13 protein-coding genes are annotated in these 13,493 nt (G+C 71.8%); 8 read left to right on the top strand and 5 right to left on the bottom strand.

Annotated elements, in window-relative coordinates; translation table 11 throughout:
• Window positions 1-98: 98 nt before the first annotated feature.
• From dxr to ACWDS7_RS22950, 5 genes are all read left to right on the top strand, one after another.
• Window positions 99-1,283 carry a 1-deoxy-D-xylulose-5-phosphate reductoisomerase gene (gene dxr, locus ACWDS7_RS22970; protein ID WP_451930923.1) on the top strand — a complete coding sequence of 395 codons (1,185 nt, stop codon included), beginning with the start codon at window positions 99-101 and terminating at the stop codon, window positions 1,281-1,283.
• A gap of 34 nt (window positions 1,284-1,317) precedes the next feature.
• A complete protein-coding gene (ispG, locus tag ACWDS7_RS22965; RefSeq protein ID WP_451930922.1) occupies window positions 1,318-2,487 on the top strand; it encodes a flavodoxin-dependent (E)-4-hydroxy-3-methylbut-2-enyl-diphosphate synthase in 1,170 nt (389 codons plus the stop codon).
• A 385-nt stretch (window positions 2,488-2,872) separates the two neighbouring features.
• Window positions 2,873-4,477 carry an alpha/beta hydrolase gene (locus ACWDS7_RS22960; protein ID WP_451930921.1) on the top strand — a complete coding sequence of 535 codons (1,605 nt, stop codon included), beginning with the start codon at window positions 2,873-2,875 and terminating at the stop codon, window positions 4,475-4,477.
• A 56-nt stretch (window positions 4,478-4,533) separates the two neighbouring features.
• The gene (locus ACWDS7_RS22955; protein ID WP_306858539.1) at window positions 4,534-5,376 is read left to right on the top strand and encodes a GNAT family N-acetyltransferase; all 843 of its coding nucleotides are present in this window, start codon (window positions 4,534-4,536) and stop codon (window positions 5,374-5,376) included.
• 146 nt (window positions 5,377-5,522) lie between these two features.
• Window positions 5,523-5,903 (top strand): hypothetical protein, encoded by a 381-nt coding sequence (locus tag ACWDS7_RS22950; RefSeq protein WP_451930920.1) that lies wholly within the window; start codon window positions 5,523-5,525, stop codon window positions 5,901-5,903.
• A 243-nt stretch (window positions 5,904-6,146) separates the two neighbouring features.
• On the opposite strand, the gene ACWDS7_RS22945 is transcribed toward ACWDS7_RS22950, so the two are convergent.
• The 5 genes from ACWDS7_RS22945 to ACWDS7_RS22925 all read right to left on the bottom strand — a co-directional run bounded on the left by ACWDS7_RS22945 (window position 6,147) and on the right by ACWDS7_RS22925 (window position 10,395).
• Window positions 6,147-6,524 (bottom strand): DUF3037 domain-containing protein, encoded by a 378-nt coding sequence (locus ACWDS7_RS22945; RefSeq protein WP_306856740.1) that lies wholly within the window; start codon window positions 6,522-6,524, stop codon window positions 6,147-6,149.
• Entirely contained in the window at window positions 6,521-7,330 is an 810-nt protein-coding gene (locus tag ACWDS7_RS22940) for a HipA family kinase (protein WP_451930919.1), read from the bottom strand. Before ACWDS7_RS22940 ends, ACWDS7_RS22945 begins: the two co-directional genes overlap by 4 nt.
• A 111-nt stretch (window positions 7,331-7,441) precedes the next feature.
• The gene (locus ACWDS7_RS22935; RefSeq protein ID WP_451930918.1) at window positions 7,442-8,323 is read right to left on the bottom strand and encodes a TIGR03619 family F420-dependent LLM class oxidoreductase; all 882 of its coding nucleotides are present in this window, start codon (window positions 8,321-8,323) and stop codon (window positions 7,442-7,444) included.
• 33 nt (window positions 8,324-8,356) lie between these two features.
• The gene (locus ACWDS7_RS22930; RefSeq protein WP_306856743.1) at window positions 8,357-9,607 is read right to left on the bottom strand and encodes an LLM class flavin-dependent oxidoreductase; all 1,251 of its coding nucleotides are present in this window, start codon (window positions 9,605-9,607) and stop codon (window positions 8,357-8,359) included.
• A complete protein-coding gene (locus tag ACWDS7_RS22925; RefSeq protein ID WP_451930917.1) occupies window positions 9,604-10,395 on the bottom strand; it encodes an alpha/beta fold hydrolase in 792 nt (263 codons plus the stop codon). Before ACWDS7_RS22925 ends, ACWDS7_RS22930 begins: the two co-directional genes overlap by 4 nt.
• A 109-nt stretch (window positions 10,396-10,504) precedes the next feature.
• On the opposite strand from ACWDS7_RS22925, the gene ACWDS7_RS22920 reads away from it, so the two are divergent.
• The 3 genes from ACWDS7_RS22920 to ACWDS7_RS22910 all read left to right on the top strand — a co-directional run.
• Window positions 10,505-11,329: an LLM class F420-dependent oxidoreductase gene (locus tag ACWDS7_RS22920; protein WP_451930916.1), complete on the top strand. Its 825-nt coding sequence runs from the start codon at window positions 10,505-10,507 to the stop codon at window positions 11,327-11,329.
• Between the two features lie 26 nt (window positions 11,330-11,355).
• Entirely contained in the window at window positions 11,356-12,819 is a 1,464-nt protein-coding gene (locus ACWDS7_RS22915) for a protein kinase domain-containing protein (RefSeq protein ID WP_451930915.1), read from the top strand.
• A gap of 107 nt (window positions 12,820-12,926) precedes the next feature.
• A partial coding sequence (locus ACWDS7_RS22910; RefSeq protein WP_451930914.1) for a serine/threonine-protein kinase occupies window positions 12,927-13,493 on the top strand: 567 nt, incomplete at its 3' end.

The raw sequence follows: 13,493 nt of genomic DNA, 5'->3' as shown, positions 1-13,493 counted from the left end.
GAAATTCCGACGTAAGAACTGCATTTCCCCCTGCGTTTCACGCACCACAGATTTCGACCCTGGTTCGACAGGTGAGCGGCAGCCGGGAGAATGGGGCGGTGCAGCCAGACACCACCCGCTCCGTTGTCCTGCTCGGCTCGACCGGCTCCATCGGGACCCAGTCCCTCGACGTCATCGCCCGCAACCCCGGCCGGTTCCGGGTGGCGGCGCTCGCCGCCGGCGGCGGCCGGATCGACCTGCTGGCCCGTCAGGCGGCCGAGTTCCGGCCCGACGTGGTGGCCGTGGCCGACCCCTCGGCCGCGCCGCGGCTGCGCGAGGCCCTGGCCGCGCACGGGGTGGGCGCCCAGGTGCTCACCGGGCCCGAAGGGGTCGCCGAGGCCGCCGCCTGGCCGTCCGACACGGTGCTCAACGGCATCACCGGCGCGCTCGGGCTGACCTCGACGCTGGCCGCGCTGGAGGCGGGCAGGACGCTCGCCCTGGCCAACAAGGAATCGCTGATCATCGGCGGCCCGCTGGTCAAGCGCCTGGCCAAGCCCGGACAGCTCATCCCCGTCGACTCCGAGCACGCCGCGCTCGCCCAGTGCCTGTGGGCCGCCGGCCCCGCCGGTCCCGACGCGTCGGCCGTGCGCAACCTGATCGTCACCGCGAGCGGCGGGCCCTTCCGCGGCAGGTCGCGCGCGGAGCTCGCGGACGTGACCCCGGAGCAGGCCCTGGCCCACCCGACCTGGTCGATGGGGCCCGTCATCACGGTGAATTCCGCCACACTCGTCAACAAGGGCCTGGAGGTCATCGAGGCCCATCTGCTGTTCGACATCGGCTTCGACAGGATCACCGTCGTGGTCCACCCCCAGTCGGTCGTCCACTCCATGGTCGAGTTCGTGGACGGCTCGGTCATCGCCCAGGCCAGCCCGCCCGACATGAGGCTGCCCATCGCCCTGGCCCTCGGCTGGCCGGAGCGGGTCGCCGGAGCCGCCCCCGCCGTCGACTGGACCAGGGCCCACACCTGGACCTTCGACCCCCTCGACGACGACGCCTTCCCCTCCGTCGCGCTGGCCCGCCACGTCGGCTCCGCCGGCGGCACGGCCCCCGCCGTCTACAACGCCGCCAACGAGGTGTGCGTCGACGCCTTCCTGGCCGGGAGGCTGCCCTTCCCCGGCATCGTCGACACCGTGACGGCGGTGGTCTCCGAGCACACCGTGACAGGAGCAGATTCCGTCGCAGAAGTGCTCGATGCCGACGAATGGGCGCGGGCACGGGCTCGGGAGCTCACCGCGACTGCCTAGACTGGGGAAGTCGTCGACTTCACAAGGGCTGAAAATGACTTCTGTTGCTCTCGGGATCCCTTCCGTAAGGACCAGGCCGATCGCCGAGCGACGCAAATCCCGTCAGATCATGGTCGGCTCCGTGCCGGTGGGCGGGGACGCGCCGGTCTCCGTCCAGTCGATGACCACCACGGTCACCGCTGACATCAACGCCACGCTCCAGCAGATCGCCGCGCTGACCGCCTCGGGCTGCCAGATCGTCCGGGTGGCCGTGCCCTCCCAGGACGACGCCGACGCGCTGCCGATCATCGCGAGGAAGTCCCAGATCCCGGTGATCGCCGACATCCACTTCCAGCCGAAATACGTCTTCGCCGCGATCGAGGCGGGCTGCGCCGCCGTCCGGGTCAACCCCGGCAACATCAAGAAGTTCGACGACAAGGTCGGCGAGATCGCCCGCGCCGCCGCCGACCACGGGGTGCCCATCAGGATCGGCGTCAACGCCGGCTCGCTCGACCCCCGCCTGCTGCAGAAATACGGCAAGGCGACCCCTGAGGCGCTGGTGGAGTCGGCCCTGTGGGAGTGCTCGCTCTTCGAGGAGCACGGCTTCCGCGACATCAAGATCTCGGTCAAGCACAACGACCCGGTCGTGATGGTCCAGGCCTACCGCCAGCTGGCCGCCCGGTGCGACTACCCGCTCCACCTCGGGGTCACCGAGGCGGGCCCGGCGTTCCAGGGCACGATCAAGTCCGCCGTCGCGTTCGGCGCGCTGCTCTCCGAGGGCATCGGCGACACCATCCGCGTGTCGCTGTCGGCCCCGCCGGTCGAGGAGATCAAGGTCGGCATCGGCATCCTGGAGTCGCTGAACCTGCGCGAGCGCGGCCTGGAGATCGTCTCCTGCCCGTCCTGCGGCCGCGCCCAGGTCGACGTCTACACCCTGGCCGAGCAGGTCCAGGCGGGCCTTGAGGGGCTGAAGGTCCCGCTCCGCGTCGCGGTGATGGGGTGCGTCGTCAACGGCCCCGGCGAGGCCCGCGAGGCCGATCTCGGCGTCGCCTCCGGCAACGGCAAGGGCCAGATCTTCGTCAAGGGAGAGGTCATCAAGACCGTCCCCGAGTCCCAGATCGTGGAGACCCTCATCGAGGAGGCCCTGCGCCTGGCCGAGGAGATGGGCGTGGAGGTCGACCTCGACGACGAGGGCGCCTCCGGTCCCGAGGTCATCGTCCGCTAGCGCCCGCCGGGCGGCCGTGCGCCGCCTGGACGGCCGTGCGCGCCGCCGGATGTCCCAGGGCCGCCGGACGGCTGCACCGGACGAGCTGCGCCGGACGGCTGCGCGCCGCCGGGCGGCCGTGCCGTACACCTCTGAACGACTGTGCACCTCCTGGACGGCTGTGCACCTCCGCACAGCCGTCCACTCACATCCGCAGGCCACCCGCCGCGCGGGACCCATGGGTGTCCCGTGGACGCGCGGTGACGGAGCCGCCCCGCCCTTGCCCGCATCGATTACATACCGCAATCGCTTGACTACAGAGTGGTAATGATCCGGGTGTGTTACCGATGACGGTGCCATCACCTGGGAGACCATCGCCTCTGCCTTATGAGTAGGGGGAGTCTCTGTGAAAAGGGTCGTCGGGATCGTCGCGACCATCGGGATGCTGGCCGCCACCCTCGGGGTTCCGGAGGGGGCGGTGGCGCAGGGGCGGGAGGAGCTGGTCTGGGGGCCCTGTGACGAGGCCCCCAAGACCGTGCCGCTCGACGGCGTGCTCACCGCCCCGGCCAGGTCCAGGACGAGAGAGGGCGAGGTGGAGTGCGCCAACCTCAGGGTGCCGCTCGACTACGCCAACCCGTACCAGACCATCAGCCTGGCCCTGAACAGGATCAAGGGGAAGGCCTCGCGGGACCACAACCACCTGGGCGTGCTGCTGGTCAACCCCGGGGGCCCCGGGGCCTCCGGCCGCAACCTGGCCAAATACGTCGCCGCCCGGCTCCCCGACAACCTGGCCGACCGGTTCGACGTGATCGGCTTCGACCCCCGGGGGGTGGGGGACAGCGAGCCCGCGCTCCGATGCGTGGACCCCGCGAAATACTACGCCGCCCCCCGCCCCGACCACGTGCCCCGCACCGAGCGGGAGGAGAACGTGCTGATCGGCCGGGCCAAGCAGTACGCCGAGGCGTGCGGCAACCGGTGGGGCTGGCTGCTGCCCCACATGACCACCGCGAACTCCGCCCGGGACATGGACGCCATCCGGGAGGCCCTGGGCGAGTCCGAGATCAGCTTCCTGGGCTACTCCTACGGCAGCTACCTCGGCGCGGTCTACGCCACGCTCTTCCCCGACCGGGTCAAGCGGCTGGTCCTGGACAGCGTCGTGGATCCCCGCGGGGTCTGGTACGCCGCCAACCTCGCCCAGGACGTCGCCTTCGACCGGCGGCACCAGGACTTCCTGAAGTGGACCGCCCGCCACAACGACGTCTACAAGCTCGGCGGCACCGGCAAGTCGGTCTCCTTCGCCTGGTACGCCATGCGGGAGCGGCTGCGCACCCGCCCGGCCGGCGGGGTGGTGGGCCCGAGCGAGCTCGACGACATCTACACCGTCGGCGGCTACTCCGACGCGGCCTGGCCGCAGCTCGCCAGGGCGTTCTCCGCCTACGTCAAGAAGGGCGACACGGCGCCCATGCTCGCCGCCTACCAGCGGCACGTGAAGAACGACGCCAAGGCGGAGAACGGCTACGCCGTCTACCTGGGGATTCAGTGCCGTGACGCCGCGTGGCCGCGTGAGTGGAGCCGGTGGCGGAGCGACATGTCCCGGCTGCACGCCACCACGCCCTTCCTCACCTGGCCGAACGCCTGGTACAACGCGCCGTGCGCGTTCTGGTCCGAGCGGGGCGGCACCCCGGTGAAGATCCAGGACAGCCGCGACCTGCCGCCGGTCCTGCTCGTCCAGGCCGAGCGTGACGCCGCGACGCCGTATCCGGGGGCCCTGCAGATGCGCAAGCTGCTCGGCGGCTCCCGGCTGGTGACCGTGCCCGGCGGCAACCACGGTGTCGTGCTCAGCGGGAACCGCTGCGCGGACCGCTATCTGGCGGCCTACCTCAAGGACGGCAGCCTGCCGGGTCCGGACGAGCGCGCCGCGACCGGGCCGGACGCCCGCTGCACGGGGGTCGCCGAGCCCGTGCCCACCGCCCGTATGGCGGCGAGGGTTGATTTGAGTAGGCGGAGATGACTGGCTCTAGGTTGGTTCCTGCCAAAATCGAAGGGGTCGCGTAGGCTGATCGCGTGATGCTGCGCACAACGGCGTCGCGTGTGCTCGACGACAACGATCGTGACGAGGTGCTGGCCCTTCTGGACGCCGACCCCGTCGTCAACGTCTTCGTCGCCTCCAGGGTCCGTGCCGTCGGGCTCAATCCGGCCAGGCTCGGCGGTCAGATGTGGGGGTTCGGGCCGCGCGGCGGTCTGACCTCTCTCTGCTATGCCGGTGCCAACCTGGTCCCGGTGAACGCCGGCACGGACGCCGTGCACGCCTTCGCTGACCGCGCCCGTAAACAAGGGCGCCGCTGTTCCTCGATTGTCGGCCCCGCCGACGCCGTCGCTCCGCTGTGGGAGCGGCTGGAGCCCCACTGGGGCGCCGCCCGCGCGGTCCGCTGGGCCCAGCCGGTGATGGCGGCCACCACGCCGTCCCCGGTCCCGATCGACCCCCTGGTCAGGCGGGTGCGGCCGGAGGAGTTCGAGATCCTGCTCCCCGCCTGCGTGGCGATGTTCACCGAGGAGGTGGGCATCTCCCCGGAGGCGGGGGACGGCGGTGCCCTCTACCGCTCCCGGGTCGCCGAGCTGATCCGGATCGGCCGCTCCTACGCCCGGATCGAGCACGGCCGGGTCGTCTTCAAGGCCGAGATCGGCGCGGTCACGCCGCTGGCCTGCCAGATCCAGGGCGTCTGGGTCCACCCCGACCTGCGCGGCCGCGGGCACGCGGCGGCAGGGATGGCCTCGGTGGTCAAGCACGCGCTCGACTGCTTCGCGCCGGTGGTCTCGCTGTACGTCAACGACTACAACGCCCCGGCCAGGGCGGCCTACCGCAAGGCGGGGTTCAAGGAGGTCGGCACCTTCATGTCGGTGCTCTTCTGAGCGCCGGCGCCCTCCCGGCGTCCGGAGCGTGCGCGCGGCCGCTGTCCGGAGGAAGGCGCCTGGTCACGGGTCACTCGGACGGGGGACACCGGATCATCCCGGCGACGGGTGCGGTCGGCCCGGACACCGGATTACGGTCCCTTCCCATGAAGGTGGCACAGCGGAAGACGTGGTTCGGAACGGGATTGCTGGTCGTGGCCCTGATCGTGACGGGGCTGAGCGCGTCGGTGTTCCTGCGGGCGGGCGCCACGCAGGAACGGATCGACGGGCACCTGCGGAAGGCGGCCGGACTGCTCAGTGAGGCGGAGACCGTCAAGGGGACCGATCCCGGGCGGTACGAGGAGCTGACCCGGGAGGCCGACCGGTACGCGGGGTTCGCCGACGCCGACCAGGAGGAGTACGGCTCCCAGTCCTCGGGCGCGTGGCTCCTCGCCGCCGGCGCCGCCGGGTGCCTGGCCGGATGCTTCATCGTGCTCCTCCCCCGTCGCGGCCGCGCGCTCCGGAGTTCCACGATCGATCGCGCGTGACAGCTCGTTCCGGAACGTGCTCCGCGGGCGGCGGTTCCGGAACGTGCTCCGCGGGCGGCGGAACGTGCTCCGCGGGTGGCGGAAGGTGCTCCGCGGGTGGCGGAGGCAGCTGACGGCGCAGGCCGGAACCTCGCACCGGGCCGTGCCCGCGCGGTGCGTGGCCGACGCCCGCCAGGGCGACGCGGTCGTCAGCGGGCCGCCGGCCCGGACGGCTCCCGGGGCGGGGGCGGACGCCGGAACCTCTCAGAGGCTGCGCACCAGGCAGGACATCAGGCGCTCCAGCTCGGCCTCGGGGTCGGTGGTGAGGCCGGCGTGGACCGGGCCGGTCTGCACGATCGTGCTGCGCGGGGCGGTCAGCCAGCGGAACCGGCCGCCGAGCGGCTCACCGGTCAGCGGCCCCGCGTCAGCCGTGCAGGAGCGCTGGTAGGCGCCGAGCGCGTGCCGCACCCCGTCGACGTCGGCGTGGGCGTCGAGCGCCTGCAGCCGTGTCTCGTCCAGCTCCACCCGCGCGCACAGGTAGGAACGCGGCTGGCAGTAGAGCACCACCCCGGCGTTGATCAGCTCGCCCCGCTCCACGCGGGGGACCACCCGGATCACGGCGTACTCGTAGACGTCTCTCACCGGTTGTCCTTCCAGAACGCACCGACCGAGCCGGTCTTCCTGTCCTGCCTGGGAGCGCTCGAAGGGCCGGGCAGCCAGGAGCGGGGCCCCTGCGCGCGGGCCAGCAGGTGCTCGACGTACGCCTGCCGTACGGCCTGCGCGCCGTCGAAGCCGGGCTCGTCCTCCAGCCACTCGTCGGGGACCTCGTCGACCACCCCGTCGAGGAAGTCCCTGGTGATCTGCTCGCTGAGCTCGGCGTCGGCCTCGGCCATCCGGGTGGCGAAGGGCGCCAGCACGTGGTCGGCGGCGTCGAAGCCGCGCTGCGGGTCGGCGGTGGGCCAGTTGTGGTGGAACCAGAGGGCGGCGCCGTGGTCGATCAGCCAGACGTCGCCGTGCCAGAGGAGCAGGTTCGGGTTGCGCCAGCTCCGGTCGACGTTGTGGACGAAGGCGTCGAACCAGAGCAGTCGGGAGGCGGAGTCAGGGTCCGGGGGCCAGGCGAGCGGCTCGAAGCCGAGCGCGCCGGGCAGGAAGTCGACCGCCAGGTTGTGGCCCTCACTGGCCTTGAGCAGATCCTGGATCTCCTCGTCGGGCTCCCGGGCGCCGAGCTGCGGATCGACGTCGATCACCTTCAGGTCGGGGGTGCGGAAGCCGAGCCGCCTGGCCAGCTCGGCACAGATGATCTCCGCGACGAGCACCCGGCGGCCCTGCCCGGCGCCACGGAATTTGACGACGTAGGTGCCGAGGTCGTCGGCCTCGACCACCCCGGGGAGCGACCCGCCCTCGCGCAGGGGCGTCACGTAGCGGGTCGCTGTGATCTCTTCCAACACCCTGCCAGGCTACCGGGTCGCTCTCTCCCGGACGGCGCTCGGCGTCACCCGCCTGACCAGCCCGCCACCCGCCGGAGCCGGGTCCGGCGGCGGGCCGTGGCCCGGCCACGGTCACATCTCGGCGATGACCTCCTCGGCGAAACGCTCCATGGTGGCGATCTTGAGTGCGAGACCGTCACCGTGCTCGGCCTTCTCCTCGGGGGTGGCCAGCCACCAGGGGGCGGCCAGGGTGCCGGTGACGCCCTTGTCGGCGAAGCGCCGGTAGGTGCCCGCGTCGGGCATGACCGCGAGGGGGGCGATGATCTCCAGGGCGTCCTCCGGCCTGCCGTACTCCTTCAGGTGACGTCTGAGCGCGGCGAGGATCTCGTCGAGCTGTTCCTCCGTGTAGACGCGGTTGCCCATCCAGCCGTCGCCGATCCGGGCCGCGCGGCGCAGGGCCGCCTCGCTGTCGCCGCCCACGAAGAACGGCACCGGCCGGGCGGGGACGGGGGAGATCGACAGCGGGCCGTAGTCGAAGTGGGCGCCGTGGTGCTCGACCGTGCCGCCGGCCCACAGCTCGCGCAGCGCGGGGATCATCTCGTCCATCCTGCGGCCCCGGGTGTGGAAGTCCTGACCGGTCTGGACGAACTCCTCCTTGCACCAGCCGACGCCGACGCCGAAGGTCACCCGGTCCCCGGAGAGCACCGCCGCCGTGGAGACCTGTTTGGCGACGGTGAACAGGTCCCGTGCCGGGGCGACGTAGACGTTGGGGGCGAAGCGCAGGGTCGAGGTGACCGCGGCCATCGCCCCGATCGTCACCCACACGTCGGGCCAGTGGGTCTCGGCGTCCCAGCGGGGCGCGCCCGTCTCGGAGTAGGGGTAGGGGGAGTCGAAGTCGGCGTAGAAGATGTGGTCCGACAGCGTGAGCGTGTGGAAGCCGCACCGTTCCGACACCTTGGCCAGTTCGACGAACTGGTCGGTCTCGACGAACGACGCTCCAAGCCAGAACTGCACGGGTCCTCCCCGGGCTTCGTAGATTCGGAAGGGTCAGTCGGAGAACTCGGGGATGACCTTGGTGGCGAAGAGTTCGAGGTTGCGCTTGACGGTGTCGAGGGGGAGGACACCCTGCTGGCCCTGCATGAACAGGCCGAACCACTCCAGGTCGGGCATCCGGTCGAGCATCCGCTGGATGCCGCGCTTGATGTCGTCGGGGCCGCCGAGCAGGGCCATCTCGACCTCGTTCATGCGCTTGTAGTCGCCCTTCTCCGGGCTGATCGGCTGGTGCCGGTCGTCCTCCTTCTTGCGCAGGACCTCCAGGTAGCCGAACGGGCCGAAGAAGGCGGCGAAGTCCTTCTGCATGCTCATGCCGTAGGTGGCGATGGCCTCCTCCCGGGTGTCGGCCATGCCGACGATCTTGAGGATGCCGGTGTGCTCGCCCAGCTTGTAGTCGCGGCCGCACTTGGCCGACTCCTCCTGGTAGAGCCTGGCCTTGGCGGCGTGCTCGTCCGGGTTCGGGGTGAACATCCACGGCAGGATGTCCTCCTGCGCGGCCCGGATCACCGAGCGGTCGGAGATCGTGAACGGCTGCCACAGCTCCGGGTACGGGTTCTGGTACGGCTTGGGCCCGACCGAGACGGCGTGGATCCTGCCCTGGTCGTCGACCTCGCCGGGCGCGCCGAACTTCTGGGTCCACTCCAGCGCGGGCCATCCCTCGATGCCGTCGAACGGCGCGGGCACCTCGTAGTCCAGCACGTCGGACTTGTAGCGCAGCGTGTCCTGGGTCCACGCCATCTTCATGATCTTCAGGACCTCGCCGAAGACGTCGAAGTTGCGGGTGTCGGTCTTGGAGCCGTCGGAGCGGGCGGCGGTGGCCTGCCAGCGCTGGCCCAGGACGTTCATCCACCGGTTCTGGTAGCCGCGGGCCACGCCGAGCCTCAGCCGGCCCTTGCTGAACTGGTCGAGGAGGGCCACGTCCTCGGCCGCCCTGATCGGGTCCCAGGCGGGCAGCACGATGCCCAGCGGGGCCAGCAGGATGCGCTCGGTCCTGGCCGCCAGGTCGGTGAGGAACATCAGCGGGTTCACCGAGAACTCGAAGCCCTCGGAGTGGAAGTGGTGCTCGGTCATCATCAGCGCGTCGAAGCCGATCTGGTCGGCGTGGATCGCGATCTCGCGCACCTCGTGGAGCAGCGCCTGGTAGGACTCGACGCTCCGCCCGATCGGCCGCTTGGCGACCGCGTTCTCCTCGTTGGAGTATCCGGAGCCGGGGATCTGCGGGTTGAGGAATATCGAGAACTTCATGCCAGGCTCCTTAGCCAGTCTGTGACGACGAGGAGGAACTCCCCGGGGCGTTCCTCGTGCAGCCGATGGCCGCTGCCCTCCCAGGTGACGGCTCTGGAGCGCGGGTCCTTGAACAGACCCGCCTCCCACGCGGCCTGGGCCGGATCGAACCAGAAGGTCAGCACCGGACAGGTCCGGCGTGACAGGTATCCGTCGGAGTTGGGGCGGAGACCGAGCGGCTCCGGCCCGCCGAACATCGCCTCGAACGCCTGGAGCAGCACGTGCGGGGGAGTGGCCAGGATCCGCCGCCGGTGCCATTCGCGCAGCCAGCCCGGGGTCGCCCCGGTGGAGGTCCACAGGTCGTTGCGGAGGCTGGCGGCCAGGGGGTCCTCGCGCATCTGCTCGATCAGCGCGGGGAAGGAGGCGGCCACCGGGCCCGTGAAGCCGTATCCCGGATCGACCGTGACCAGCGCCCTGACCAGCGACGGGTGTTCCACCGCCAGGTGGGAGACGATCTGGCCCCCCATGGAGTGGCCGATCGCGACACACTGCCCGACGCCGAGCTCGGCGCAGAGCCCGGCGAGGTCCTCGGCCATCAGCCGTGGGGTGTTGCCGGTCTCCGGCGCCGACGAGTAGCCGTGCCCGCGCATGTCCACCGCGATGACCCGGTGCCGCCCGGCGAGCGCGGGGATGTGGTGGACCCACTCATGGGAGTCCGACCCCAGGCCGTGGACGAGCAGCAGTGCCGGGTCTCCCGATCCGTCGTCGGTGTGGAACAGCCGCACGTCGCCTAAGTCCGTGAACGCCATGAGCGCCCTTCCGTGAGGATTGCCCGCCTGGCAAGCTACCCTAGGAATGGTAGCCGAGCAATCGCTTGGTTTGGCAAGAGCCCGCCCGGCGCGGGGAGCGGAGGCTGTCATGCGGCTGGGTGTCACGATGTTCGCCACCGACCTGTCGATGCCGGTCGCCGAGCTGGCCCGGGCCGTCGAGGAGCGCGGCTTCGCCTCCCTCTACCTGCCCGAGCACACCCACATCCCGACCTCGCGCCGCACGGCCCCCCCGACCGGGGAGGCCGTGCTCGCCGAGGAGTACAGCCGCACCCTCGACCCGCTGGTCGCGCTCTCCCACGCGGCGGCCGTGACCAGCCGGATCACCCTCGGCACCGGGATCCTGCTCGCCGCCCAGCGCGAGCCCATCGTGACCGCCAAGGCCGTCGCCACCCTCGACCACCTGTCCGGCGGGCGGGCGGTGCTCGGCGTCGGGTTCGGCTGGAACGTGGAGGAGATCCAGGACCACGGCGTCGCCTACGGCTCCCGCCGGGACGTCGCCCGCGAGCACATGCTCGCCATGAAGGCGCTGTGGAGCCAGGACGTGGCGGGTTTCGAGGGCCGTCACGTGCGCTTCGAACCGTCCTGGTCCTGGCCCAAGCCGGTGTCCGGGCCGCCCGTCTACGTCGGCGGCGCGGCGGGCCCGAAGCTCTTCGCCCACGTCGCCGAGTACGCCGACGGCTGGATGCCGATCGGGGGCAGAGGCGTCCGGGCGGCGCTCCCCGCCCTGCGTGAGGCCTGCGAGAAGGCGGGGAGGGAGATGGTCAGGGTGATCCCGTTCGGGACGCTGCCGACCCGGGAGAAGCTCGACTACTACCGGGAGACGGGCATCGAGGAGGTCGTGCTCAACCTCCCCAGCGCCCCCGCCGCCCGCGTGCTCCCGGTGCTCGACGATCACGCGCGTTTCCTGGCATGAACGAGAGGTCGTTATAGTCGGGTCCCATGTCGCGTCCGGCTCCGCTCCGGCCGGAGGACCCCCGGCAACTCGGCCCCTACCGGCTGACCGGCCGCCTCGGCGCGGGAGGCCAGGGGGTCGTCTTCCTCGCCGAGTCCCCGGAGAACACGCGCGTCGCGGTGAAACTGCTGCACGCCCGGCTGGTGGACGACGAGAGGGTCCGCCGCCGCCTCGCCGGCGAGATCGAGGCCGTCCGGCGGGTCGCCCCCTTCTGCACGGCTCAGGTGCTCGACGCCGACCTCGACGGCGACCGCCCCTACATCGTGAGCGAGCTCGTCGACGGGGTATCGCTCCAGGAGCACATCGCGGCCGAGGGGCCCCGCGCCGACGGCTCGCTGGACCGCATCGCGGTCGGCACGGCCACCGCGCTGGCCGCCATCCACCGGGCCGGGGTGGTCCACCGCGACTTCAAGCCGGGCAACGTCCTGCTCGGCGCGGACGGCCCCCGGGTCATCGACTTCGGCATCTCCCGGATGATGGACGCCACGATCACCACCGGCAAGATCCCTTTCGGGACTCCCGCCTACATGTCCCCCGAGCAGATCAAGGGCGAGCCCGCCGGGCCCGCGGCCGACATATTCGGCTGGGCGCTCACCGTCGCCTACGCCGCCACCGGCCGACACGCCTTCTCCGCCGGCTCCTACCACGAGGTGCTGGCCAGGATCCTGTACGGCAGGCCCGACCTGGGCCCGCTGGCCGGCCCGCTCCGGGAGATCGTGGTCGCCTGCCTGGCCGCCGAGCCCGGGGACCGGCCGGTCGCCGAGGAGGTGCTGCGCCGGCTGTACGGCAGCGCCGCCGTCTCCCGGCCCGCCGGAACACCCGGGGCCGCTCCGGTGACGGCCTCCGGGTCCGCGGCGGCCGGGTCAGTGGTGTCGGAGCCTCCGCCGTCCGGGTCCTCGACGGGGGAGCCTCCGCCGTCCGAAGTCCCGACGGGGGAGTCCCCGGCCTCCGGGGTCCCGACGGCGGAGCTCCCGGCCTACGGAGGGCCGGAGGCGGAGCCGTGGGCCCCTCCCACCGCGACCGCCGAGCTCCCCGCGGTGAGGGTGGGGACGTCACGGCGGCGCCGGTGGCCGCTGCTCGCGGCGGTGGGCCTGGCGATCGCGGCCGCCGTGGCCGGGGCGGCCGTCTTCTGGCCCCGTGAGGGCTTCTCCTACACGGGCACCTGGACGGGCGTCGCCGATCACTCCACCGCCGAGCGGGTCTTCCCCGTGGAGGTCCGCTTCACGGGGGAGGGGGCGAGCATGAGGTGGGGAGCCGATCTGCACTGCGCCGCCCGGCTCTCCCGGACCGGCGCCGAGACCACCTACCGGCTGGTCGGTGTCACCGGCGGCCAGTGCTACCCGGGCACGGTGGCGTTCTCCCCGCGCGGCCCCGACCGGCTGGCCTTCCAGGTGACCAGGACGGGCGAGCGGGTGCCCCGCTACTCCGGGGACATGGTCCGCTCCCCCTGACCCGAGCATCACATGAGTGTCACGGTCGGGGCCATGAGCGCTTCACCACCGTTGACTGCCGGGAATACCTCTCCTTGAGTGGGAAGAGTGGTGGGAGGGAGGCCCGCGTGCCGCATGCGCAGCCGCTCAGGACGGGGGACCTCGAAAGGATCGGCCGATACGCGATCGTCGGCCGCCTGGGAGAGGGCGGCCAGGGGGTGGTCTATCTCGGGGTGCACCCCGCGACCGGATCGGCGCCCTATGCGATCAAGCTGCTGCACGGCCCGCTCGGGGAGGACGAGGCGGTCTTCCTGCGCGAGGTCGAGCTCGCCAAGCAGGTGGCCCGCTTCTGCACCGCCCAGGTGATCGAGGCCGGGCTGGCCGATGACCGGCCCTACATCGTCAGCGAATACGTCGACGGCCCCTCGCTCCACCGTGAGGTCACCGATGGCGGGCCCCGCGGTGGAGGCGCGCTGGAGCGCCTGGCCATCGGCACGGCCACCGCCCTGGCGGCCATCCACCGCGCCGGGATCGTGCACCGCGACTTCAAGCCGCAGAACGTGCTGCTGGGCCCGGACGGGCCGAGGGTCATCGACTTCGGCCTGGCCCGCGCACTGGACGCGGGAGCCACGCAGAGCGGGCGCGGCGCGGGCACACCCGCCTACATGGCGCCCGAGCAGGTGAAGGGGGCCGGG

This window comes from Streptosporangium sp. NPDC003464 (assembly GCF_053588315.1).
The sequence above is the reverse complement of the archived record's forward strand: the minus strand, read 5'-3'. Positions and strand labels throughout refer to the sequence as shown.